Origin of the sequence: Galbibacter sp. BG1 (genome assembly GCF_013391805.1) — a bacterium.
Classification (GTDB): Bacteria; Bacteroidota; Bacteroidia; order Flavobacteriales; family Flavobacteriaceae; genus Galbibacter.
On record NZ_CP058364.1, the window covers coordinates 3,310,398 to 3,336,281 of the forward strand.

General features: G+C 36.8%; 20 protein-coding genes. 7 read left to right on the forward strand and 13 right to left on the reverse strand.

The features are described 5' to 3' along the window. Position 1: 1 nt before the first annotated feature. Complete coding sequence (locus HX109_RS14380) at positions 2-1,402, reverse strand: hypothetical protein (protein WP_178953226.1); 1,401 nt, start codon at positions 1,400-1,402, stop codon at positions 2-4. Positions 1,403-1,664: 262 nt separating this feature from the next. Then, positions 1,665-4,181, reverse strand: a complete 2,517-nt coding sequence (locus HX109_RS14385; protein ID WP_178953228.1) for a TonB-dependent receptor domain-containing protein — start codon at positions 4,179-4,181, stop codon at positions 1,665-1,667. A 163-nt stretch (positions 4,182-4,344) separates the two neighbouring features. On the opposite strand from HX109_RS14385, the gene HX109_RS14390 reads away from it, so the two are divergent. Then, a complete protein-coding gene (locus HX109_RS14390) occupies positions 4,345-4,845 on the forward strand; it encodes a hypothetical protein (RefSeq protein ID WP_178953230.1) in 501 nt (166 codons plus the stop codon). 152 nt (positions 4,846-4,997) lie between these two features. Here HX109_RS14390 and HX109_RS14395 read toward each other — a convergent pair whose 3' ends face one another. The 8 genes from HX109_RS14395 to HX109_RS14430 all read right to left on the reverse strand — a co-directional run bounded on the left by HX109_RS14395 (position 4,998) and on the right by HX109_RS14430 (position 15,866). After that, positions 4,998-6,740 carry a hypothetical protein gene (locus tag HX109_RS14395; protein ID WP_178953232.1) on the reverse strand — a complete coding sequence of 581 codons (1,743 nt, stop codon included), beginning with the start codon at positions 6,738-6,740 and terminating at the stop codon, positions 4,998-5,000. Further along, complete coding sequence (locus tag HX109_RS14400; RefSeq protein ID WP_178953234.1) at positions 6,740-8,956, reverse strand: tryptophan-rich sensory protein; 2,217 nt, start codon at positions 8,954-8,956, stop codon at positions 6,740-6,742. Before HX109_RS14400 ends, HX109_RS14395 begins: the two co-directional genes overlap by 1 nt. After that, positions 8,957-10,246: a BatA domain-containing protein gene (locus tag HX109_RS14405; protein WP_178953236.1), complete on the reverse strand. Its 1,290-nt coding sequence runs from the start codon at positions 10,244-10,246 to the stop codon at positions 8,957-8,959. Beyond that, positions 10,247-11,143, reverse strand: coding sequence for a DUF58 domain-containing protein (locus HX109_RS14410; RefSeq protein WP_178953238.1), 897 nt, complete (start codon positions 11,141-11,143; stop codon positions 10,247-10,249). A 6-nt stretch (positions 11,144-11,149) separates the two neighbouring features. Further along, positions 11,150-12,154, reverse strand: coding sequence for an AAA family ATPase (locus HX109_RS14415; protein ID WP_178953240.1), 1,005 nt, complete (start codon positions 12,152-12,154; stop codon positions 11,150-11,152). A 10-nt stretch (positions 12,155-12,164) separates the two neighbouring features. Then, complete coding sequence (locus tag HX109_RS14420; protein ID WP_178953242.1) at positions 12,165-12,785, reverse strand: DUF4159 domain-containing protein; 621 nt, start codon at positions 12,783-12,785, stop codon at positions 12,165-12,167. A 95-nt stretch (positions 12,786-12,880) separates the two neighbouring features. Beyond that, positions 12,881-14,194: a TldD/PmbA family protein gene (locus HX109_RS14425; protein ID WP_178953244.1), complete on the reverse strand. Its 1,314-nt coding sequence runs from the start codon at positions 14,192-14,194 to the stop codon at positions 12,881-12,883. Between the two features lie 31 nt (positions 14,195-14,225). Next, on the reverse strand, positions 14,226-15,866 hold the full coding sequence (locus HX109_RS14430; RefSeq protein ID WP_178953246.1) for a TldD/PmbA family protein: 1,641 nt from the start codon (positions 15,864-15,866) through the stop codon (positions 14,226-14,228). 412 nt (positions 15,867-16,278) lie between these two features. Here HX109_RS14430 and HX109_RS14435 point away from each other — a divergent pair, with 412 nt between their 5' ends. From HX109_RS14435 to HX109_RS14450, 4 genes are all read left to right on the forward strand, one after another. Continuing rightward, entirely contained in the window at positions 16,279-17,343 is a 1,065-nt protein-coding gene (locus HX109_RS14435) for a glyceraldehyde-3-phosphate dehydrogenase (protein ID WP_255462710.1), read from the forward strand. Positions 17,344-17,494: 151 nt separating this feature from the next. Next, positions 17,495-18,277: a hypothetical protein gene (locus tag HX109_RS14440; protein ID WP_178953248.1), complete on the forward strand. Its 783-nt coding sequence runs from the start codon at positions 17,495-17,497 to the stop codon at positions 18,275-18,277. Between the two features lie 32 nt (positions 18,278-18,309). Further along, positions 18,310-19,380: an HAD family hydrolase gene (locus HX109_RS14445; protein ID WP_178953250.1), complete on the forward strand. Its 1,071-nt coding sequence runs from the start codon at positions 18,310-18,312 to the stop codon at positions 19,378-19,380. Between the two features lie 333 nt (positions 19,381-19,713). Further along, positions 19,714-20,721, forward strand: coding sequence for a helix-turn-helix domain-containing protein (locus HX109_RS14450; protein ID WP_178953252.1), 1,008 nt, complete (start codon positions 19,714-19,716; stop codon positions 20,719-20,721). Here HX109_RS14450 and HX109_RS14455 read toward each other — a convergent pair whose 3' ends face one another. Further along, entirely contained in the window at positions 20,722-21,579 is an 858-nt protein-coding gene (locus tag HX109_RS14455; protein WP_178953254.1) for an alpha/beta hydrolase, read from the reverse strand. A 110-nt stretch (positions 21,580-21,689) separates the two neighbouring features. On the opposite strand from HX109_RS14455, the gene HX109_RS14460 reads away from it, so the two are divergent. Continuing rightward, a complete protein-coding gene (locus HX109_RS14460) occupies positions 21,690-22,472 on the forward strand; it encodes a hypothetical protein (RefSeq protein ID WP_178953256.1) in 783 nt (260 codons plus the stop codon). Between the two features lie 157 nt (positions 22,473-22,629). On the opposite strand, the gene HX109_RS14465 is transcribed toward HX109_RS14460, so the two are convergent. Then, positions 22,630-23,592: a glycoside hydrolase family 43 protein gene (locus tag HX109_RS14465; RefSeq protein ID WP_178953258.1), complete on the reverse strand. Its 963-nt coding sequence runs from the start codon at positions 23,590-23,592 to the stop codon at positions 22,630-22,632. Positions 23,593-23,627: 35 nt separating this feature from the next. Then, positions 23,628-24,929: an aminodeoxychorismate synthase component I gene (gene pabB / locus HX109_RS14470; protein ID WP_178953259.1), complete on the reverse strand. Its 1,302-nt coding sequence runs from the start codon at positions 24,927-24,929 to the stop codon at positions 23,628-23,630. 325 nt (positions 24,930-25,254) lie between these two features. On the opposite strand from pabB, the gene HX109_RS14475 reads away from it, so the two are divergent. Then, the gene (locus HX109_RS14475; protein ID WP_178953261.1) at positions 25,255-25,881 is read left to right on the forward strand and encodes a GNAT family N-acetyltransferase; all 627 of its coding nucleotides are present in this window, start codon (positions 25,255-25,257) and stop codon (positions 25,879-25,881) included. Positions 25,882-25,884 lie beyond the last annotated feature (3 nt).

The following is a 25,884-nucleotide window of genomic DNA, read 5'->3' on the forward strand; positions in this document are numbered from 1 at the left end:
CTCAAGGATTCTGTGCTCCTATAGGGCAACCGATAAAAAAAGAGTTGGTTACTACTACATTGGCGTCGTCTTTAGAAGATAGTCCGCCTTGGTATTTGGGGTCTGCCAGCAACCCAGTGTCTTCCAATTGGTACACCGGGCCTACCAAAGTTACATTGGCTACATTCGCCATGGTTCTGGGCATTGTGCCTACCGATTTGGAACTGGAAACCTCCATGCAGGCCGATCCGGACTCGTCTGCGGAATAGGGATTACGTACAAGATATACATATTGAATGTCGCCACTAAACCCTTGGTCCATATCCAAATCATCATCCAAACAGTTGTAAACGGCAATGTATTTTATATTTATATTTCCACCAAACCACTCAATGGCATCATCGCCGGCGTAGTTTATGAGTAAGTGGTGAGCGTTGGTATCGTAACCAATTCCGCCAAAAGTAATACTATTTAGTTCATTCCCGGCAGAAACGGCTATACCAGTATATTCTACTCGCCAATACCCCAATTCCCCAGCGTTGTAAGAAGGGTCGTTTCCTCCGTACAAACCATCTTCTTCGTTTTCTCCCTGTATACCTTCAATAGCAATATCCACTCCTTTGTTACTGGGGGCATTTCCGCAGAAAACAACACCACCCCATTTCCCTCTCGTTCGGGTTCCAGCCGGTGCGTTAGTGGTAAAAACGATAGGTTCTTCGGGTGTTCCCACTGCATCCACGACGGAACCTCGATTGAACACTAGTACACCCGATTGCACGCCAACCGCTTCTTCCCCATAAATTACCGTTCCCGCTTCAATGGTAAGGGTTACGCCATCTGTGACAAATACCTGGCCTTTTAAAAGGTACTGTTTGTCTTTTGTCCACGTGGTGTTGGTGGTGATCCTACCAGTAACTTCCACAATATTATCCATGGGATATTCTTTATTTTGAGTATTCAGTTGAAACCATTCAGAATCTGTATTCCAACCTGTGGCTCCCAAATTGCTTCCATCGGCAGAAAAAGCACCGGAAAACATTGAGGTTTCCATTTGGTTTGCTCCTAATCCACTCGAGCGGTTTGGCTGTATTGGGACTAAGTTGTTTGCAATGGGAATAGGTAGTTTTTTCAATTCAATAGCATTAGCATCAGAGGAATTTGTAGGTTTTCCAAATTCATCGTTTATAAAGAAACCCAACGTGGTGTTGGAAACCACATGGGTTTCCGTTGAGGCTGGATCTATAAAAACCGTAGTGGTATCGTTCTTTAAAAAGAGAATTCCGCGAACATCGGAGTCGCCACTACCCGTTTTTTCTACTTCCCCTTGATCTGGCGGTGGTAGAATTTCAATGGATTCACAAGCTTGGAATGTGCTTCCTAAGAGGAATAAACTGATTGATATAGTATAAAATTGTTTTTTCATTTTAACTCCATTTAAAATATGATTGTCCGCAATCTATTATAATGCACTGTCACCTCGAGCGCAGTCGAGAGGTCGTTTGGCTTAACAAACTTAAAATAGGATCTCGACTGCGCTCGACCTGACATTTTAATCCTGGTATGATACATTACAGATATTTAATATTTAAAATCATCAGTTGGCCGTACTCTTAATTTCTCATTTACATTCTGACTTTATATTTTTTCAGAATAAATCATCTGAATTCATTCATCTAAAAAACTTCCTAAAACCTATAATTTACCCCCACGCGATACGACTGGTATGTTAGTCCGTACTGCACTATTTTATCCACTTCTGCACTTAAATCCCCATCGATATTGGCGTCTTCAATAATGTTCAGCTCCGTATTTAAAAGATTTAGCGCCGTAAAAGTAAGCCTCATTTTTTCTGAAATATTCAATGCTCCCCCAGCATTTAAAAAACCGCGTTCGTTGGTGTACCACGGAAACGTTTCTTGTCCGTCTCCAACGGAATACAACGCACTTCCTTTATAGGCAAAATCCACGGTAAACTGCCCTTTATCATTCTTTAGTCCGTAAGTAAGTCCCGCATTCGCCATAAGCGGCACCTGCCCCTGCAAGGGTCTGGAAGTTGAAAATTCGTTTGAATCTTCTCCCAAATCGATTACGGAATTGGTATAAGTGAGATTTCCTGTAAAGAGTAACCGACTAAAAACAAGATTGCTGTTGTTGGATAGAAATTTAGCAAACTCAACTTCCACACCTCCAATTTCTGCCGACTGAGTGTTATCAAAACTAAACGCGGGGTTATCAGCCTGTATCACATAAATCATTTCTATGGGGTTCTTAATTTTTTTGTAGAAAGGGGTCAAAGAAAAATACTCGTTATTACCGAATGCATATAAAAAACTAATATCGAGATGCGATAACGTGGCAGTTTGCAAGTCGGGATTCCCTTGAATATTGGCACGAAAATCAAAATCGAAGAATTGAAACGGCGAAAGTTCCCGAAAAGCCGGACGATTAACAGACTTACTGAAATTAGCTTTTACCGTTGCCTTTTCGCTAACACGGTACGCCATGTTAAAATACGGTAAATAACTATCTATATTCGTGTTGATATCCAATCCCCCCGTGGCTAAATCCTGCCGAAAGTTTTCATATCGAAACCCTATGGATGTTTTCAATTTTCCATCAATCCATGAATTATCAAACCCTAAATAACTAGCTACAAGTGCGTTTTGAGCGTTGTAGGTATCAAAAGATGTCGTGCCATCATTTAAAAAATAACCTTCGGGTCCAAAATTTTCCGAAGAAAAAACAGTTCCCAATTGATTGAAAGGTACAAATCGTAATTCCGGACTCGTAAAATCGTCTTTTACATTGGTAAGCAGTCGAGCGCCAAACGTTCGGTTGTACACTTCGGCAAGAAATCCTATTTTTATTTCAAAAACATCATCTATAAAATCATGATTTAAATCTAATCTTCCGGAAACAGTATAATCTTTTAAATCGCTTCGGAAGCGTGCTCCTTGGTCTGCTTTGGAACCTTCTGGAATTACTAAAAAATAAGGATCCTCTGTGCCTAAATTTCGTTGAGCTGCCGCCCTTCTTAAATCGGGTTCTCTTCTATTAAAATCTTGAAACCCAAGAGACCATTCTATATCGGTATCCTTGCCAAATTCATGATTCCCCAACAATCGGGTTAAGAACATGGTTTTTTGTACCAAACCAAATTGAGTGTAGTATAACTCCTTATCGCTTAGCGGACTAATAAAATACCGAGACATGGCTTGATTATCACCTTGATTGGTATAAGAAATGTCCAAATTAAAATGATTATCATCATTCAGTTGAAAAAACCATGCCGAATTAAGCATCAAAGAAGTTTTGGTACTCCATGCACCATCTGTCATATAGTTTCTCAATTCACTAGAAGTCACAGCGGTTCCCTCTCCTTCTGCCCTTTCGTAATTGGAATACCTTGCCCTTTGATAATGTGCTCCCGTGGTAGCATTTTCATAATGAAGTGAATTTATGGTACTCAATTTCTTATCGTCATTTTCAAATAATTTGCGTCCAAAGGCGAAACCAATATCAAAAGAAGGAGCTGCATTTACAGTCTCAATACCCCATCTATTGGGTAGTTTGGCACCTTCCGCTTCCCTTTCACTTCTTGTCATATTTTGAATTTCTGCAGCAGATGCGATGTCATTCGCCAAATCCCTATTGTTGGAACCAAACCCAAAATAATCTCCGAAGAAATCTCCATAATCTTCATTTCTAACCATTTGTTGAAACGTAATATTGTGTTGATATCCTACATTAACACTTAAGTTGGTAAAGTTTTCGTTTACATTTGCTGTTGTTTCGATATTTAAAGTAGCACCGCCCCACTCTCCATAATTTACATAACTACCCGATTTAAAAATATCCAGTTCTTGAAATGCACTGCTCGGAATTAATCCTAAAGCAAAGGCTTTCACTTTTTGTTCTGAAATAGGCGTTGCCAGTCCGTCTACCGTTATAGAAGTGTACCGCGGACTCAACCCTCTAAAAGAAACTAAATTACCAGCTTCAAAACTTACACCAGAAACCCTTTTAAGAAGCCCTGTGGCACTTCCTCCCACCTTGCCAATGAAATCGTTGGAAAGTATGTTCGTTATTTCCACGGAAGTCATATCGTTGTCTCGAACATGATGTTCATTACTATTTTGAGCCTCAAGGAATAAGCTGAATAGACAGAAGGTAAGTTGAATAATACGGAAGCAATATTTCATAGCTAAGAGGCATATTTTAACCTCTTCTAAATATATAAAATACTCGCATAAAAGACAACATAATTACCTTATCTATAGAATGTTATAATTTAATTTATGCGTTAATTCTTTATTTTTAAATGAATTATTTGTAGTTTTAGTTTAACCGATAAAAGAAAAATATATGAAAAAATTAATCATTTTAATGGTTGCAGTAGGCTTTGCAATAGTAGGCTGCGATACCAAAAAGAAAGATCTTACAGCTCAATACCAAGATTTAATGAAACAATGTGATAGCATTGAGACAGTACATGAAAAGTTTACGGGAGTCCATAACAGTATGGCTGATGAACACGAGAAATTCACGGAAGAGCTAGAAGGCATGGAATTACAGGACTCTACGGTGCTTGCAGATCTTGCAAAACATGGGGTAATCCTCGACCGTCACGATGCCATTATTGAAAGCCATGGAGAATTAATTGAAAGCCATAAAAAGCTGGAAGCCGATTTTAAGAATCTTTCGGAAGTGGAAATGGAAGCTGAAATCGATCAGATTGAAAAGGATTTTGATAAAATTACTTCCGAGCACACTGTAATGGAAGAAGAACATGATACCATGATGAAAGAACACGAAGCTATGAGGCAAAGAATAGCAGCGAAGGAAGAAGAAATGGGAGAAGAATAATGACTTTCCGTTTTTTGGAAATAAACTCCACGGAACTGAAAAGTTCGTGGAGTTTATTATTTTGATAAGTCAAAAATTAAACTATACCCATAGAGCATTTCGCTTTTAAAATCGGTTTCAGTATCAATTTTGATCAAAAGTATTTTACAACTCTACTTCATCTTTGGCTCTAACCATAGATAGGCCATACATCCAAGAAATAGAAGGTAAAACCAGATGATATTTACCGGTTTTTGGATTTTATCTTTTTTTCTGACTTCAATATTTTTTGAAGCCCTTAATTTGTTTTGTTGGATGGTTTGAGGAGCTTTTAAAGATTTCCAATGGGCGGTATCGAATACAAAAAAATTAAAGGCAGTACTGCTATCGCCCTCCATGATCATTGTGTTCCATCCCAATTTTCTTGGAAAAGTCTTCCCTCGCCACCTATTTTGCACAAAAACATCCCTTTGCATGGGCACTCGATCCCCGTTGTGGTTTATGCTGGGAAGTTCTTCGGAGGTTTGTACCGAAAAATAGTAAGGTTCATCTATTAAAGGAAAAGAGTTATCCGTTTCCCAATTTACATGACGGGATTCCCTTTTGGCGATGCTTTCAACGATGTCAGACCACAACTTTTTATAATACTCTAGTTTTCCTTCCAATTGTAATTCGAACGTATTCTTAATTACCGTAGTTCCAATTCTGCCCTTCCCTACTCTTATGTAACCACTGATTACACGATCTTTTATCCGATCTATTTCTATTATGTTTTCATTCGGCACTATGTAATTAGATTGAATTTCTAATTCTAATTTATCCATTGTTACCGATCTGTCATTCGTCGGCAGAAACGTGAGTCCGCTGAAGTCTTTAAAAGTTTCTGGGGTTTGCGCAGAGGATTGCAGTAACAAACCCAGTCCTTCCTCGGCTATCATTTTTTTTAAAATAGCTCTTTGGGAGTTTGAAAGTGCAGAAAAGGTTGTGGCATCCATCATCAACAAATCGAAAGGCTTAAGGCCTTCTTCAGAAATACCATTAAAACTTAAGTTTTCAGTATTTAGTATTTCAGTCTTGTATTCACCTCTGGTTACTTGAGTTCTTACCACTAATTCATTCTCCATTTCTGCCAAATAATTCTTTAAGTATTTCGTCTCAAAGCTTGGATAGGCGTTCCAAATTAAAATTTTCAATCCTCTCTGTTTCTCAATCTTTATTGGCAAGGTATTCGATTTTATAATCTTCCCCAGAGTATCCATTTCTTCTAAACGGTATGCAAAATTCCCTGCAGTTTTAGTCATCGCTTTAAGGTTAAAAACTTCTTTTTCTGCTTCTTGGAATGAAACAGAATCCAATTTATCTCCGGCAGGACCAACTAATAACAATTTATGGCCTTTAACTGGGGACATATATTTCCCTTTAATTTCCAAAGAATCACCAATTTGCACTTCTTCTTTAAAGTTCATTTCAACAATCCCCGAAGGCACTTCTCCCCTTCGGAATTCCATGGGAAGACTGTCTAGCTGATACAAATCGTAAGTTGGGATGCCATTCCCCAATACCAAAACCTTGCTTATCCCTTTAAGTTTAGTATGTAGCTCTTTTTTATTTTTATAGTCTATAACAACTGGCCGTTGGTCTTGTTTTTTTACACTATCATAAACGTTTTTGAGAATTTTCTTAGTAGCGCCTTCCGTTAGAATAATACCTGTTTTATCGACTACGGAATAAACCATAGGTTTAAAAACAATAACTGCTAAAGAAGCAATTGCGATTAGAGATATTAATGCCTTGGTAAAAAAACGTACCGACCACCTTTGTTGCCATTCTTTCCACAGAAATAGTCCCCAGAGGATTATCGCTATTGTTAAAACAGCCCAAAAGTGTTCGGTATTTAAATAACTAAATCCCCTCATTATTTTATGGATAATTCTTTCAACATCAGTTCATTAATATCGTTCACATTTTCCTTCTTCAAGGAGGGCCGTAAAACAACATCAGGAACCGCCTTTAACAATCCGTTTTGAAGCTGTATTAAATCATTTTTGGTTACCGAGTTATTATCAATCGTTTTTTTGAGAATTTGTAGGGTAGTTAAATAATTTGACGGATTATCAATTGCAAATTGAGCCAGTTCATTCGCGGCCTGTTCCAAAACTTCACGATCTTCTTCCGTTAAAGAAACTCCATTTTTTAACCGGTTTTCCAATACCGCAATGGCTTTCCGCATAAAAACATAATTTTCAGGATTTTCAAAATCCTCCATTTCATAAAAGCTTTTAATTTTATCCAATTCTCCTGAAAGTCTTTTATCTTCCTTTATTGGCGGCGGATCGAAACCAATACGATGAACATAAATCCGTGCGCTATTTTTAATCTCTTGGATGAGTTTCAATGCATTGTATTGATAAGGTAGCGATTTTTTTGGCGCTCCCATTCGTAAATGTAGTTCTGCATCCCACATTTCATTTATCGCTTGGCGAAGTTTACTTTTTAACGATTGTGTGAATAAAGTAGATTCTTCTGGATCGTCATGATTGTGCAAATAGGCCTCTAAGGGATCCTCGCCTTCCTCTTCATTTGGTTCATGACCGTGATCATGATGGTCTTCATCGACCAAATTATGCTCGTTTTCATGGTCGTGATCGTGGCGATAGCCATCTGTTGGATCAGAAACTTCATCTTCCATATTTACACTTTCTGCGGGTTGCATTTCACCCTCATTTTCATCTCCCATGAACTGCCCGTATTTTAAACGGAGCATTTTTTGTTCATAGCCTAAAATATTGCTTTCTGATTTATATTTTTCTATCGATAGTGTAGGCTTTTGTTTGATAAGCGCTTCCGTATCGATTATTAATTGACGCTGACTCCTAAAGTAATCGGGCATTAAATCTACGCCCATGCCACCTTCCACAGCAAAGGAATTGTTAATCGTATCTTTTATAACCGCAAAAAATGTTTCACTTCTACTCACATTTGGTTTCGGGGTTTTCTCATCGAATACTTCCACGTAAAAATAAAGCTCGTCCCCAGGCTTCATGTCCAATAAATCCAAATCTATTGTTTTAAGCAACGATACCTCCTTACTGCCATTTCTGAAATTGGAATCGAATGAAAGTTTTTCTTCCCTAAATTTCACCGACTCTCCACTACCCTTGCTCACCGTAGCAATTATCTGTGGGTTTGTTAAACCGTAATCATCTGTAATGATGGTTTTAAAACTTATTTTTTTAGCTCCGTCAAAATCAAAAGTGGTAAAATGTGGCAACCCTTCCATTTTTATAACCGGCTTTTCGTCCTCAAAAGTTTCCAGGGAATAAAGTTTAGAACTGTACGTGTTCCCCAAAGTATCTATAAACCTAAAATTATAAAATCCAGAATGCGCTACAATCGCTGAGGTTTCATACATACCATTGGTAAAATCTAAATCGATTTTATTTCCATTATTTTCTTTTAGAACCGATTTTACTTGGTTGTTAAACTCGAGTTTCCAAAAAACACGAGAACCTTTTAGCACCTTTATATTCATGTTTTGAGTGCGGTAAGATTTCCGTCTGGTATATTCTGGAAATCTTACGGTTACAGTTTGCGAAACAATTTCAGGCGGATTTATAGATTTCTGAAGACTATCCGTTGGCTGGAATTCAATATTTTTTTCTACTTCTTCTTTTGAAGAAATATCGTTTTTGGCATTCAATAGGTTCGTCTTATTGAAAATGAATCCTACCAATACAAATACAAGACAGAATAGAATTGAATACCCAATATTCCCGTTATACTTTATTTGCTTTTGATGTTCATTTAAAATCTTCTCGACTCTTTGCTTTTGAATAACGGCCACCTTCGATAAGTCTTCCGAAGGGATTAATAAAAGAGCGGTGCTATCCTGAAAAATCTGCCATTTTAAATCCAAATATTTAGAAAGGCTGTGCTCTGTAATTTTCCAAGGCTTTTTAAAGAGGTAACCAAGAAGGAGAAAGCCTAAAAAAGTTCCTATTGCAGCTAAAATATTTCGGGTTATCAAAAAAATGAGAAATGTAGGCCCAAAAGCGAGTAGCATAATTTCCAGCCAAGAGAATAATTTCCATCGGTTGGTGATACGCTTTACTATTTTTTTTCCAGCCTCCATTTACTGTTTTCTTATTTTTGAAACTATTCTTTCTATTGCCAAAGTAATTACAAATAGCAACCATAACCACCATTCTAAGGAAACGCTTTTATTTTTTTCAACTTTTTCTATCTTGGTTTTTACGGTTGGTTTTAAAATATCCAATGGAGATGTTCTAAGGTCGCTTTTTTCTATCTCTTTTTCAGAAGGTTTAACCAAAGGCAGCCAATTTAAAAGTTCTTCCGCAAGATTTTTATCCACTATATTTTCAGGATTTAATCGTCTGGTTAAGTAAAAAACAGTTGCTTCTGTTCCGGTTTCTATAAGCTTTTTTGAAAAAGGGTTTGATTTGTAAATGAGTTGTTTGGCTTTTGTTTTTCCAGCATCTTCTTCACTAAGCCAAATTTGAATATCATCCGTGTCCACTGATGTAGTATCTGTAATTTCATAACTTCTCAAAGCGATAGGAGCACCTGTGTATTTAAAAATAGCTATTAGTGCCGCTTTAATGTATTTTAATTCCGATTGAAAATCTGGATCGAAAAATAAAGCTACATTAATCGTATCTTGGATGCTAATCGGGAAAGATTCACCCCCCGTAAACGAAACGCTATCCTTATTACTGTTGAAAGTCAAACGAGGATCGTTTATAGCTGCCATTGTTTTTTCGAAACTCAAATAGCGGTAATCGCTAGTTATTTTGGATAATTGTAAGCTATCTCCAATTTGAGTCGCATGAATATATTTTGAATTACTTTTATCGTCTTCCAAGCTTATCCAATTAACATTTTCGCCCATTGCTGGTCTTTTTCCTTTTAAACCACGGGATAGGTTCTTCGTAAAAACCACTAAACTATCTGCGTTCAATAGTTTAAAATCTTTTGTAAGTTGCCAATAGTTTGGAGGATTGCTGTTTTTAAAATTATCTAGGTCATCCTCATCAAACTCGGGAAATCCTTGTTCTAAAAGGCGTATTTTATCTTTTGGGAGAGTGTCTAAGACCTTTTTAAAACTGTTATCCTTTAAAAAAGAAGGTTCTATTACATATAAAAGAGGCTTTCTTTCAGTAGAAAAATTCATTACAGGATTTGCCAAAATAAGCACCAAAAGTGCTAGCAGAAGCAATCTCAGAAATAATAGGAATAATTCATTAAAACGTATGCTTCTCGCCTTCTTCGACTCTATTTTTTCTAAAAACTGGATACTCCCAATTTTTATGACTTTTACTTTTTGCTTGCTCCATAAATGAATTGCAATAGGAACAATAAGTCCTAATAAAGCCCAGAGATATGTCGGGTTGATAAAATTCATCTACATTAATGCGATTCTTTTGTTCAAAAAAACTTTAATAGAATCTTCCAAACCGTTATCCAAGGAAAACAACTCATAACCTATAGCATTGGATAAAAAGTTATTTTTATATTCAGAAAGCTGCTGGTTAAAAGCATTCAAATAACGATCTTTAGCCTCTTTGGCGTTTACTTTTATTCGCTCCCCAGATTCCAAGTCTTCGAAAATAACAGCCCCTTCAAAATCAAAACTCAATTCCTTGCCTCCCATAATGTGGAGCACGGTAATTTCATTTTTAGAAGTTTTTAACTGCTTTATACTTTTAGAAATTTCATTTTGATCCTGATAAAGGTCAGTGATAAAAAAAATTAGTTCTTTATGGTTTTTGTCGTGTATTTTTTGAATTTCAGAAGTATCCTTAGGCCAAACACCTTCCGCTTTCAATTCAACTAATTCTGACAGGAATCTGTTGAAATGCTGCTTTTGGGAACTTGCAAATAAACTATTTGACTTTTTGTTGTTTAAACTGAACAAACTAACTGCATCGCCTTGCTGCCAGGCAAAATAACCAATGGAGGCTACCAGTACTTTAACAAAATCTATCTTTGATAAATCTTTTTCCCTATGAAGCATGGATTTACTGGAATCGATAATAAATTTTACCGAAATATGGGTGTCTATTTCTGCCTGTTTTATGTAGTAACGGCCAGAACGCGCCAACATTTTCCAGTCTAACAAACGCAAATCATCGCCGGGTTCGTACCCACGGTACTGACTAAATTCCAATCCGCCACCTACCCTTTTACTTTGGTTTAAACCAGCAACTTGCCCATCCACGATAACCCTGGAAATAAGTGCAAGTCCAGAAAGGCTATTTATAATTTCAGGTTTTAGTAAATCTCGATAATCGTTGCGCACTTATTTTTATTTTGAAGTAATTGCAATGCTTTCTAAAAGAACTTTGGTAACATCATCTGAAGAAATCCCTTCTGCTTCCGCCCTAAAGTTTACAATAATTCGGTGTCTCAATACAGCCAAGGCGACCGCTTCAATATCCTTTTTGGTAACGGCTAATCTGCCATTTTGAAGCGCCGTTGCTTTTGCGGTTAAAATCATTGCTTGTCCGGCGCGTGGCCCGGCACCCCAAGACACCCATTTTTTCACAAATTCTACTGCAGTGGTTTCGGGGCGTGTTGCGCGAACAAGGTCGCTTACATAATGAATCAACGAATCGCTAATTGGTATATCCCTAACTAAGGCTTGCAACCTCATGATCTCTTCCCCGTTCAGAATGGAATTAACGGCAGCCGTTTTCTTGCCTGTGGTGAATTTTAGAATATCCGTTTCCTCAGTTTTGCTAGGGTATCCTATTTTAAGGTACAATAAAAAACGGTCCTGTTGGGCTTCCGGCAAAGGAAATGTCCCCGATTGTTCAATAGGGTTTTGCGTAGCCAATATAAAAAATGGTTTTTCTAAGGGATAGGTTTTTCCCGAATAGGTCACTTCAAATTCTTGCATGGCTTCCAGCAGTGCCGCCTGTGTTTTGGGCGGGGTTCTATTAATTTCATCGGCGAGGATGATATTTGCGAAAATTGGCCCTTTATTAAATTCAAAAAACTTCTTCCCTGTAGTATGGTCTTCTTCCAATATTTCCGTTCCAATAATATCAGAGGGCATTAGATCTGGCGTAAACTGTATGCGTTTAAATTTTAAATCGATGGCATCTGCCAAGGTTCTAATCATTAATGTTTTGGCAAGTCCAGGAACACCCTCCAATAAGGTATGTCCTCCGGCCAACAAGGCCGTTATCAATAATTCCACGGTAGCTTCCTGACCAACGATTACTTTACCAATTTCATTTTTTAGATCGCCAAGTTTTCCTGTGAGGGAAGTAATTTCTTTTTCCAGTATTTCCAATTCTTTATTCATTTAAACTATTTTATGAGGTAAGGGCATACATAACTAAATTCACGGCAAACTTAGTATTGTCTATTTTATACCATCTCTTGTTCCTAAAATCATAATCCCATTCGCAACCGTAATCTTTATTGCTGTACAAAACCCCTATCCTTCCATTTATTTCTATGGCCTTTAAGTAATCGTGCACCAAATCGTCACCCCAACCATTAAGCTCTTGTGAAGTTGTTGGCGGACCATCTTCAAATTCAAAAAACACCTTATAAATTTCATGATCATTTGGTATTTTCACAAGTGCATCGGCTCCAAAAATTTCAGCCATTTGCCGTTCAAAGGATTTTGCGAAAAGTCCGTCTATATCGTGATTACAATCATCTGCAAAAACAAAACCTCCATTATTTACATACTTTTTGAAGTTTTCCTGTTCTTTAGGCGTAAACTCCACCAATTTGTGACCGGAAATGTAACAGAAAGGACAATTAAAAATATCCTCGCTACTAAGTGTTATTATATTTTCCTTAGTATCTACGGGTAGTGTAGTATATTCTACCAAAGAATTTAAGACATTGGAAGGCATTCGCTGATCGACATCCCAATCTCCCGATTCGTATTGTAACCTAGTAAAAAAGAATTTACTTTCCATAATTGGAATTTTACTTTTGAAGACATTCAAATATAAAGACAAAACTGGCTGTAAAGATCAATTCTATACAACCAGTTTTTATATTTAACACTTATTTATACAGCGTCTGATAAACTCGTAAAGGTGAAATCCCTTATTTTCATGTACGGAACCAAATTCCCATCAATTCGAACTTGTTTTCCAAGTGCTTCCAAATTATTCAGCATAATAATGGGACTCTCATTGAATCTGAAATTCTTAACCGGATGCTTTATTTTTCCGTTCTCGATATAGAACGTACCATCTCTTGTTAATCCAGTGTAAAGTAGCGTTTGTGGATCTACACTTCTAATGTACCATAAACGTGTCACCAAAATTCCTTTTTTGGTACCTTTTATGAGCTCATCTAAAGAGGCCGTACCGCCATCCATAATAAAATTAGAAGGGAAAGGAACGGGTTCTACCCCTTTTTCTTTGGCCCAGAAACGGCTGTACGCTAAATTTTTAACTACCCCGTTTTCAATCCATTTCATTTTTTTTAGCGGCATTCCTTCGCTATTCCAAGTAGCTCCCGGAACTTCTGGGTGTAAAGGATCTGAATAAATATTTACCCTTTCATCTACAATTTTCTGGCCTAGTTTAGTGCCTCCATCTTTAGACATAAAACTTCGCCCTTCATCTGCCCTTCTGGCATCGAAAGAATAAGCCATATTTCCCAAAAGGTCTATGGAAGCAGCGGGCTCTAATATAACAGTGTATTTACCAGGTTCTATAGCCTTTGCTTCTTTAGACATTACTGCCTTATCAATAGCGACTTTAGAAGCTTCAGAAGCATCAAATTTTCGTACATCATTGTAATCGCGTGTAACCCATCCCGAACCTGTACCATCGTTTGTTCGCATGGTAACTGTGAAATCCACATTAGTGGATTGATTATAGGCAAACAAGCCTTTAGAATTCAGCATTGCGCTAAAACCAGAACGATCGTCGAAAAAACCAGCGGCCGTAACATCTTTTACACTTGCCGGTTCTATACTTTTATTGGCTACACTTGCCCGATATTCTGGCGAAATTTTGGCAGTTGCATCCACATAGGTTATGGATTCATCATATTGTTGCGGCCCAAGGGGTTCCATGAACTCTGGATTTTCCGGAGAGAGTTTAGCCAACTCTTCTGCCCTTTTTACTACTTTTTCTAACGACTTATCATCAAATTCGTCGATGGTTGCCGTCCCAGATTTTTTACCAAAACTAGATTGAACTACCAACGTTTGGTTCGAGCGGTGTCCAGAAGTAGAAACTGTATTTCTAGCATAACGAATATTGCCACTTTCGCTCCCGCTCATATTTATTTCGCAAGTATCTGCTGAAGAAAAACTTAATGCTTTCTCCATTATTTTTCTTGCTTCTTCTTTTGTATATATTGCCATAATATGTTCTTATTAAATGTGAGAAATGAGATTAAATGTTTCTACCCGTATTTATTACGTTTACATTGTTAAACCTGGAAGTAGAACTTCCATGAGAAACGGCACTTATCTGCGAAGGTTGTCCTTTTCCATCGAAGAAAGAACCAAACATACGGTAATCGCTTTCGTCACAAATCTTAGCACAGGAATTCCAAAATTCTTGCGTATTGGACTGGTAGGCAACATCTTCTAACATTCCCACAATTTTACCATCTTTTATTTCGTAAAAAACAGTTCCACCAAATTGGAAATTATACCGCTGCTGATCTATGGAATAAGAGCCACGACCGGCAATATAAATTCCTTTCTCAACATCTTTAATCATTTCATCGATAGAATATTTCTCTTTCCCTGGTTCTAAAGATACATTTGGCATCCTTTGAAACTGAACATCATTCCAACTCTGGGCATAACAACAACCATGAGATTCGTTTTGGTCTATCATATGTACTTGATCCCGGATCGCTTGATAATTGGTTAAAATACCATTTCGAACAAGATCCCATTTCTTTGTTTTCACTCCTTCGTCATCAAAACCTACAGCACCAAGGGAATTTGGCTGTGTTTTATCGGCAACGAGATTTACGATATCGCTTCCGTATTTAAAATCGCCCGACTTCCATTTGTCCAATGTGGCAAAGCTGGTTCCGGCATAATTGGCTTCATACCCTAAAACTCGATCCAATTCTAAAGGGTGACCAACGGATTCGTGGATCGTTAATCCCAAATGATTGGGTTCTAATACCAAATCGTATTTTCCAGGATCAACCGATTTGGCAGTTAATTTTTCTTTGGCCTGTTTTGCAGCGGTCTTGGCATCCTCTACCATATCGTAACTGTTTCGGTAAAGAATTAGGCCATCTGGACCTTTAAGTTTTTCAGAAGCCAAGCCATCCATATACTCATACCCCATTCCCATAGGGGCACTCATTGCGGCACGGGTCTTAAACTTCCCAGCATTTTTATCAATAGCCGTTACATCAAAAGTAGGCCATATTCTATGGATGTCTTGATCGATATAAGAACCATCAGTAGAAGCAAAATATTTTTGTTCGTTTACCATAAACAGTGCAGAATTTGCATAATCTGCTCCGTTTTCCATGGCCGCAGCGTTGGCAGACAAAAGAAGGTCTACTTTTTCTGAAACCGGAACATCTTTAAAATTCTTTTTGATGGGTGTTTTCCAGGAAACCTCACCATGAGCCTGTACTGGGGCGAGTTTAACTGGATCTTTTTGGATTGTGGCGTTAGCTTTTGCTATGGAAACCGCTTGCTGGGTGGCTTTTTTAATGCCTTCTTCTGTAACGCTATTTGTAGAGGCAAAACCCCAAGTACCGTTAGCAATAACACGTATTCCAATACCAAATGATTCTGTATTGACTACATTTTGCACTTTATCCTCTCGGGTAAATACGTATTGATTTAAATATCTCCCTATTCGGGCATCTGCATAAGTTGCTCCGAGGGATTTGGCTGTGTTTAAGACCACATCGGCCATTTTCTTTTTAATCGCTACATCCATTCCTGGATCTAAAAGAGCTTCGGCAGGAATTATTTTCCCCATCATAGACATGGGCATCATAAGTGCGCCTGCTCCCAACCCGGTTAGTTGTACAAAATCTCTTCTTTTCATTCAGTTGTGTTTTGAAGTTAGATATATAAATTAGTTAGCAACATCTGTAAAAAGTTACAGAAAAACTTATTTTTTCTGAATAAATATGTTATTAACTAGTTCGAATTCTTAAAAGATTTCTAAAAATAAAGATTTTTTCACAAGGAGCAATTATTTTGTTTTAAAAGTCATACTTCTTAACATTTAGGTTCCATCGAGATTTAAGCTGTCGTATGTATAATTTTTATATTATCATTTCTATTTTGCAGAAATAGCTGTAAATTGGTGTTATTATTCCCTCGGCCTTCAAAAAAAATTAAAGTTAATTTTAATAGATCCTGTACTTATGAGGCCTAAGTCCATCCCATTTCTATACTGCATAGTACTTCTGTTTTCGTTTCAAGTAACTGGCTATTCACAATCTAAAAAAAAATTGAGTTTTAGGGATTCTTTGGACAATAAGTTTGATGTAAGTGAGTTCCTGGTTCACCCTGCTGGATTTATTCCCATTATACAACCCATTACCGAACCTGCCCTAGGAGATATTGGAATCATGATAGCCCCAATTTTTATAAAACCTAATAAGTACCAATCAAAAACAGAGTACATCCCACCAAATGTTACCTCTTTATTTGGAGCCTACACTGGGAACAAGTCTTATTTTTTTGGGGGCTATCACAGTGCACATCAAATAAAACTGGGTTTTAAATACTCTTTAGCTATGGGCTATGGCTCCATTAATATGAGTTACTACAGGAAACTCCCCATAATTGGGGATAGTGAATTTGAATTTAATTTTAAATCCTTTCCAGGTTTTGGTTCTATTATGAAGCAAATTGGAGATTCCGAATTTTACCTGGGCCTGGAATATCTTTTTATGAAAAGTGAAATCTCACCAAATTTTAATGACCCTAATCTCCCCTCCTTTGTAGACCCAAAAGACTTAAATGCCTTAATAAGCAGTCCAGGGTTGGTAGGCGAATACGATCATCGGGATAACGTTTTTACGCCAGACAAAGGGCTTTACGTAAACGTAGCTTACCATATAAATAGGGATTGGACGGGTAGTGATTATAACTTTAATGATTTAATGATAATCGCCTTAAAGTACTTTCAACTAAAACAAAATTGGGTTTCGGGAATACGGTTTCAAGCGGAATTTTTAATGGGGGATGCACCTTTTTTTGCACAGCCTGGAATAGTTTTAAGAGGTGTTCCCTTAGCGCGCTACCAAGGAGACCAAACTTATGTGCTCGAGACGGAACAGCGCTATGATTTTACTAGAAGATGGAGCGCTGTAGGCTTTGGAGGACTCGCTAAAGCAGTTACCGAAAGCGAAAGTTTTGGCAATTCCGATTTGATTTATAATTACGGTACTGGCTTTCGTTATTTAATCGCTCGAAAGTTTAAACTTAGGGTTGGGATGGATTTTGCATGGTCTAATGATGATTTTGGCTACTACATAACTTTTGGTACGGCATGGAATCAAAGGAATTAATATGCGTAATAAATTGCCTCATCGGCAATTAACTTTTAAATACTGTTGTTTTTTTTAGTATCTTCAAATTAGAATTATACTCCCCATTAAAAGAAATCTATATATGTTTTGTAAATGAAATACTAAAAATACTAACCTTAAATTCAAGATTATGAATATCATTTTAAAAAAAATCAAAATAAAGAGTAATTATGCCATTCTGCTACTTGCATTATTGGCAATTTCAGTGATTAGCTGCAAACAGACCAAAAAAGAAGAAACCACTGAGGATATTGAAATTGAAAGTGCAGGTGTAATTGAAGAAGAAGACAGCATGCGAGAGGCTCAAGTACTTTTAATAAATGAGCATCAAATTAATGACATGCCACTTACAACCAAAGCCACCATTGATGGAATGGATAATAGTACTGCTATTACCGAGGAAGTAAAGGAAAATGAAACTTATAGCGAATCGATGACAGAAGCTCCGCCTAATGCTGATTATGAAGTACACAGCAAAGAAGACATACACAGTAAGTTAGAAGCCAACGATTATATAGCTAATGAAATTGAGGTAGACGAGGCCATTGTACCCTTAGATGAAACTCAAACCATAACTAGTTACAATAAAAAAGGAAAAGAAAAAGATTCCTTACAGGTCGTAAGTGATGGAAATGGTAACATCGACCAAATAATTTTTACCCACAGGCATCATAAGGATGTCTATGACGTGCAGGCCGGAATGTCTACAAAAGAAGTTAAAAAACTTAGAAAAGACCTAAAACACATGGTTAAGCATGGACAGGTGTTTCTCTATGACGATACCTCAAACATCATGTATTTACTGGATGCGAAAGATGCCGAAGGTAATGAAATCAGTGAAGCTGAAATTGAAACCATGTCAGTACAAGCTATTATTTGGAAAGACAAGAATAAGGACAAAAAAACTAAGTAATTATACAAATAGAATAGTTTAAAAAATTAAAAATGAAGATCAATACACTTTTAATAGCAAAGAAATTATCTTTTCTTTTTTTGATGTTTTTACTGATTGCAAGTTGCGAAACCAAAAAAGAAGTACCGTCTGAAAATGTAAGTACTCCTGCTGAAACAGTAGAAGAAGATCCACTACCCTCTTGGAATGAAGGTTCCAGTAAGGAGGCCATTATGGCCTATGTGAAAGACATCTCTGATGAAAATAGCTCCAATTTTATCCCTGTCACGGATCGTATTGCAACTTTCGATAACGATGGTACCTTATGGAGTGAACAACCTATTTATTTTCAATTCTTTTTTGCGCTAGACCGAATAAAAAAAATGGCAGAGAACCATCCAGAATGGAAAAACAAACAGCCTTACAAGGCAGTTTTAGAAAACGACATGCCAACCTTAATGAAACAAGGCAAAAACGGCTTGGTGGAAATAATAATGACAACCCATGCGGGAATGACTACCGACGAATTTGAAACATTGGTGAACGATTGGATCTCCACAGCAAAACATCCTGAAAAAGATAAACTTTTTACCGAATTGATTTATCAACCTATGTTGGAGTTACTTGACTATCTTCGAGCCAATAATTTTAAAGTATTTATTGTGTCTGGAGGTGGAATTGAATTCATGAGACCTTGGACAGAACGTGTATACAGTATTCCAAAAGAAAACGTAGTAGGAAGTAGTGTACAAACCGAATACACATGGAACGATGGAAAACCAGAGATAAAAAGATTGGCTAAAATCGATTTAATCGACGATAAAGAAGGTAAACCCGTGGGCATTAACAGGTATATTGGTAAAAAACCTGTTTTCGCTGCAGGAAATTCTGATGGTGACTTACAAATGCTACGATGGGCGGATGCCAATAGCTACAAAACATTTAAACTTTATGTACATCATACCGATGCCGAACGCGAATGGGCTTACGATAGGGACTCGCATATCGGTCAATTTAACATAGGCTTAGATGAAGCTGAAGAAAAGGGCTGGACTTTGGTTAATATGAAGGAAGACTGGAAAGTTATTTATCCTTTTCAACTAAACGAAGAAAATGATCAGTAGAAAGCAATTTTTTTCAAGCACTAATCTTCTTAATAAAAATAGCGTGTGCATGGAGTCCATTCTGTTTGTACACAACATTGAAAATATAAGCGTAACAACAATTTAAGATAAAGAGATATATTTACAAGGGAACACCAGGAACCTCACCTAATCGAGGTTTCTGGTAATTTTTTCTAATGCTCTACTCTTTTCCTCAACGATTGCGCATGGTAAAAACAAATTAACCACCGATTTTGTTCCTTTTAATGGCTTAACAGCAATAAAAAAGTTTTAAATAAGAAGGGTAATTTATATTTTTGTAACACTCTTATTAGATTAACTTTTCTTACAAAAATGAAATTAATTAAAATGGCAAAGGAGAATGTCTCCTCTGTCCTTATGGATATCCAAACTGTTATTGGCGGTACTTTGGAGGTTATTGGGAACAACAAAGTTTTAAAAGTTGATAATTCCCTTGCCAAAGGAGAAATTAGAGCCTTACATTTATTTGGTAGAATAGAAGCTCTAATCTACGATATTACATTTTTTGAAGAAATTAATTATTCGATAATTGAAAAAGACACCAACCTACTCTATTTTTTGTTTTTTCATAAAGGCTTTATTCTTCAAAAATCGAAAGTAGAAGAAAACTACATCACCCTAAAAGAACTTCACCATAATTTATTTTACTTAAAAAAAGAATTTGAACATCAATCCAGGCTTCCCGCCAATGTACATTTGCAGTATATTGTAATTAATACCAGTTTGTTGTTGGAAATAAACGACATCGATAAGCCTTTTTTATTAAACGAAGCTTTTAGAAATTACATTACCACCAATTTAGAGAATGGCTATTTTCATGATGCTGGTGGAATCGACATTGGCGTTAATAATATTGCTAAAAAATTATGGGATGATCAATCTTCGGGAGTGTTAGAACAATTACAAATGCATAGTACGGTGCTTCAAATATTGGTAAGTCAAATTAGATATTTCGAAAACACCTTTTTAGCCAGGATTAGCACAACACAAAAGGAATACTGGAAAGAAATTGAAGCTATCGATCGTTTTATAAATTTACATATCGATAAGAACTTTAATCTAAAGGATTTACAGCTGAGCACTGGAATTAACGGAAATAAACTTCAACAAATTATTCATAAAACCTATGGATTAACAGCAAATAAATATATTTTGAAGTTAAAAATGGATTTTGCCGCTTCCCTATTGTTGAATCCTTCTTTGAATATTTCTGATGTTTGTTATCGTATAGGCTTTAACAACAGAAGCTATTTTAGTAAAAAGTTTTTGGAATACACTGGGAAATCCCCTTCAGAATATAAAAAGAGCCATTTTGGCTAATTAATACTTTTTTGTTTTTTCCGCTTGTGAAGATTGCAAAGAAGCATCCAACCAAGAAATTACAGTTTCGTAAACATCTTCTCTCTCCAAGTCATTATGTAGTTCGTGATATCCTCCCTTATAAAGTTTAAAAGTAATATAATCCGATTGTTTAGCGAATGCTTTGCTCGCCCAATGGCTTGTTATGTAATCGCCCGTTCCATGCAACAAAAGTAAGGGTGTTTCTAATTTCTTAGGATTGTTAAGTGCCCATTCTCCCCATTTTATAAAAGGGAAGGTAAAATTAGGGCTTACACGATCATGAACTAGCGGATCGTCTTTATATTTTTCTACTTCTTGCTCATCCCTGGAAATATATTTGGGTTCAATACCACTTGGTAAGGTTACAAATGGGAAAAAGTAATAAAAAAGCTTTCCTACGGATAATTTCCAAGAAGGTGGATCGAAAGCCATTCGTAAAAACGGACTCGTAGCTACAACACCCACAAAATTTGAAGTACGCTGCATTACGTAATTAATAACTACATTTCCCCCTAAACTATGCCCATAAAGAAAAACCGGTAAGTCTGGAAAGAGTTCGTTTTTCTTTTCCAATATTTCGTCTATACAGTTTAAAACAGCATTATAACTTGGGCAATGCCCTCTCTTCCCTTCAGAATGTCCATGCCCAAATTGGTCGTATGATATCACAGCATAGCCAGCATACACCAGTTCTGGAATAATGGATCCGGTATAGCGGCCGCTATGCTCTCCCATTCCATGAACCAAAATAACAACGGCTTTTGGGCTGTCGCCATGCCAATATTGCCCGAACAAACGCTTGTTACGGTAGTAAAAATCGAAACCTTGATGCTGCATAAATCAAAAGGGGCATATTAATTCTCCCCTAAAATCGGAAAATGAAATGAGAAACACTCTATTTTAAAGAGATTATTTTTTATTAAATTGCTAAAAGAAAATATGCTTTTATGAATAAAAAAGAGTTTTTAAAAATTTTCAATGGTAGCCAATTTATCTCCGGAATTCATAACTATTGCGACCGTTGGTGCGAGCGCTGTAGTTATTCCGAAAAGTGCAGTGTGTATACGATGGACACCAAAGTACAGAAAGGCAAATCTTCAGAAGAAGAAAAAGAAGCAGTGAAAAATTCCATGGAAAAAACCAATGAAAGTTTATTAATTGCCCTGGAAATGTTTGAGGAAATAGCCAAAGAAAGTGGAATTGACTTAGAAGCACTACGAATAAATGAAGAAGCTGAAAAACAAAAGGAATTGGAGGCGATAGAACATCCAATAGCCATCAACAGTAAAAAATATTCTTATATGGCTTATGAATGGACACAAAAAAATGCTGCACTATTTTATAAGTTCGGGGAAGAATTGTTAGAAAAAGAGAACCTAGGCATTTACAAAAAGCAGGATACCATTAACCTTCTTGAAATTAATGAAGCCTTGTCCATTATTCAGTGGGATTACCATCAAATACACATTAAACTCATGCGTGCCTTGAAAAATAGAGAAGTAAATTGGGAGTTTGAGGATGAAATTCAAAATGATGCCAATGGATCGGCAAAAGTCGCTCTTATTAGTGTTGAAAGATCTTTAAAATCATGGGAGACTTTACTCGAACTTTTTAACGAGCGAGAGAATGAAGTTTTAGAGATACTAGCAGTTTTAGACAGAACTCGTAAGGACATTCTTAAAGAGTTTCCAAAGGTGCGCCAATTTGTACGCCCAGGTTTTGATGAATAAAAATGTCTTAATTCGAGCTTGTTAACCAAATAATAGGTAAAAACTCGATTTTACAAAGCTTCGACCATACAGCCTTTCCCTAAGCTTACCGTTTGAAGTTTCCAGTTTTCCCGAAAAAGCCCTTTATAAAAACTAAAATAATCCTTATTCTTATTCCCTATTGTAATGGGTTCGCCCCTACTCCTTCTTCGGTTATTTTTACTGGTAAAATATGGCCGTTATCATCAAATTTCATAATATCGATACAGGTTTCCCTTGAATTCCCATCGGTTTCAGTAAGCGGTCTTCGATGATACACGATGTAATAAGTGTCTTCATTTGGAACTTTTATTACAGAATGATGCCCAGCCCCAGTGGCAATATTTGGATCTTGCTGGAGAATTTTATCAATACGCTTAAAAGGTCCAAGTGGCGAATCGGCAATAGCATAAGCTACGCTGTAATTAGGCCCTGTCCACCCTCCTTCAGACCACATAAAATAATACTTGCCGTTACGAATAAACATAAATGGTCCTTCCACATAACCTTCCGGAGTAATCTCTTTAAAGACCACGCCATCTTCAAATGGAATAAAACCTGTAAAATCATCATTTAATTTGGCGATGTTGCAATGTTTCCATCCACCGTATATTAAATAATATTGTCCGTCTTTGTCATGAAAAACAAATTGATCGATAGGCTGTGCCCCATTATGGAATTTTCCGATTAGAGGTTTTCCAAGCAAATCTTTATAAGGTCCTCCAGGAGTATCGGAAATCGCCACGCCAATTCCTCCCAATTCCTTATCGCTCTGAATGTCATTTGCACCAAAAAACAAATAATATTTTTCGTCTTTTTCAATAATGGAAGGCGCCCACATGGCTCTTTTCGCCCAAGAAACTTCCGCCGTATCGATAATACGTTCGTGCTTCTTCCATGTTACCAAATCTGGAGAAGAGAAAGCATCTAAAAATACTTGCTCATCGAAGGGCGCAGAATAGGTAGGGAAAATCCAATATTCCTTATCAAAAATAATTCCCTCAGGATCTGCATACCAACCAGGAAAAACCGGATTGTTGTTTTGCGCGGATAAAAAGGCTGTAGTAAATGTAAATAATAAGAGTAGATAATGTTTTTTCATTTTGGGTAGTTGGTTAATTTTGACCTTAAAAGTAATCAATTTTCCAAAGCTTCCCGCATTGCCTTCGCTTTTATAAGGCATTCTTCGTATTCGTTCTCAGGTTTTGACTTAGAGGTTATGGCACTACCTACAGAAAATGAAATGTATTTTAAATAATCGTTGTACAAAATACTTCTAATGATAACATTAAAGTCGAAATCTCCATTCGGACTGAAATATCCGACAGCACCACTGTACAAACCGCGTTTTGTTTCTTCCAACTCTTCGATGATTTTCATGGCTGAAAGCTTTGGTGCTCCCGTCATACTACCCATCGGGAATGCAGCTTTGATAATATCTACGGGGTGTAATTCTTCTGACACAGTTGCCTTAACTGTAGATATCAGTTGATGCACCTGCATAAACGTATACACTTTGCAGAGCTCTTCTACTTGCACACTCCCTTTAATTGCCACCCGGGAAAGGTCGTTTCGAACCAAATCTACAATCATTACATTTTCCGATCGCTCCTTTTCATCTTGCTGCAAATCCTTTACCAAAAGCGCATCTTCTTCAGGATTAGAAGCTCTTCGGGCCGTTCCTTTAATAGGCTGGGAAATAATTTCTGTACCTTTTTTTTTGATATAGCGTTCTGGCGAGGCCGACAAAAGATATTTTCCCTCATATTTTAAAAATGTAGCAAACGGAGGTTGGGAAATTTTATTTAAATTTTGAAATGTTTTGATGGGATCGATTGCTGTATCCTCGGCATAGAACTCCTGGCAAAAATTGGCCTCATAAATATCCCCTCTATGAATATGTGCCAACATGGTATTTACCTTGGCAAAATATTCATCTTTGTGGATGCGTAATCTTATTTTAATATCCTCCTTTGCCTCATCAAGATAGACTTCATCATCTAAATAACTAAGGATTGCTTGGTAATCTTCCTCGATTTCATCATCAATCATCCCTAGATAATGAAACTCTACTCGATCTTCTTTCAACAAAAATAACCGCTTAGGCTGAAAAAAAAATAAATCTGGAAAAAGAAGTCCGTCGTGGTTTGATGAAGAAAGATTTTCCACATCATTTTTTAAATCATACGTGAGGTAACCAAAAAGCCAATCTTTGGTAACCGATTGGTATTCCTTTAAATCTTCAAAAGCATTATGGTAATCGGTTTTTATAGATGTAAAGGCCTCTACAGCCAGCAAAGACTCAAAATTACTGTGAGATTGCTTGTAAAAATTACTGTCTAACCAAACAACTTCATCGAAGTTGGTAGCCCAGTGAAAAAGCTTCTTTTTAAACAGTTCAATATCATTTATATTAAATTGTTTAACAGTTCTTTTCATATAAAATAGCAAGTTTTTTAAAGTTGTTACAAATTTAACAAAGATTACGACTTTTAATCTAATTATAATTCATAATATTGTACTTCAATAATAGACAAACGAACATTTGCATAATGCAACAGTTAGGAAAAAAAATACAAATCATATTTAAGAGGTTGTTTTCTACGACAACCCCTTCTTATGCTTTGGTTCCCGTACGTCAAGTTCGCTTTCCACGTCGCCGTCGCCCGTAAGGGTGCAGCTATCTTTATAGAGCTTGGTGTGTCCGGCTCTCCTCTCAAAACAAACTTTTAATCCTATTTTAATAATTTTAATCAGTAATTGAATGCAAATATATATTGCAAACGATACGCACATAAAATATGCTCAAGAAATTTGCGACACCATCGATGAGTCTGCGCGTCAACGCGGCACTGGTATTGCAAAAAGAACTCCAGAGTATATTACTACCAAAATACAGAATGGTAATGCGGTAATTGCTTTAGATAAAGAAAAATTTGCTGGATTTTGCTACATCGAAACATGGGGGCATGGAAAATTTGTAGCCAATTCGGGACTCATAGTTCATCCAGATTTTAGGGGACAGGGCCTTGCTACGGAAATAAAGAAGAAAGTTTTTCAGCACAGTCGAAATAAATTTCCGGATGCAAAAATCTTTGGAATCACTACAGGACTGGCTGTTATGAAGATAAATTACGACCTTGGTTATGAACCCGTTACATTTTCTGAGCTAACGGATGACCCCAGCTTCTGGAACGGTTGTAAAACCTGCAAAAACTTTGATATTCTTACTCGAAACGAAGGTAAAATGTGCCTTTGTACGGGAATGCTATACGATCCCGTTGAAAAAGAACAGAAAAAGCATAAGCATAAATACGATTCTAAAGTGTTTACTCGATTAAAAAGTATAAAACAAACCCTTTTTTTAAAAAAAGAAAAAGACAAAAATTAATTA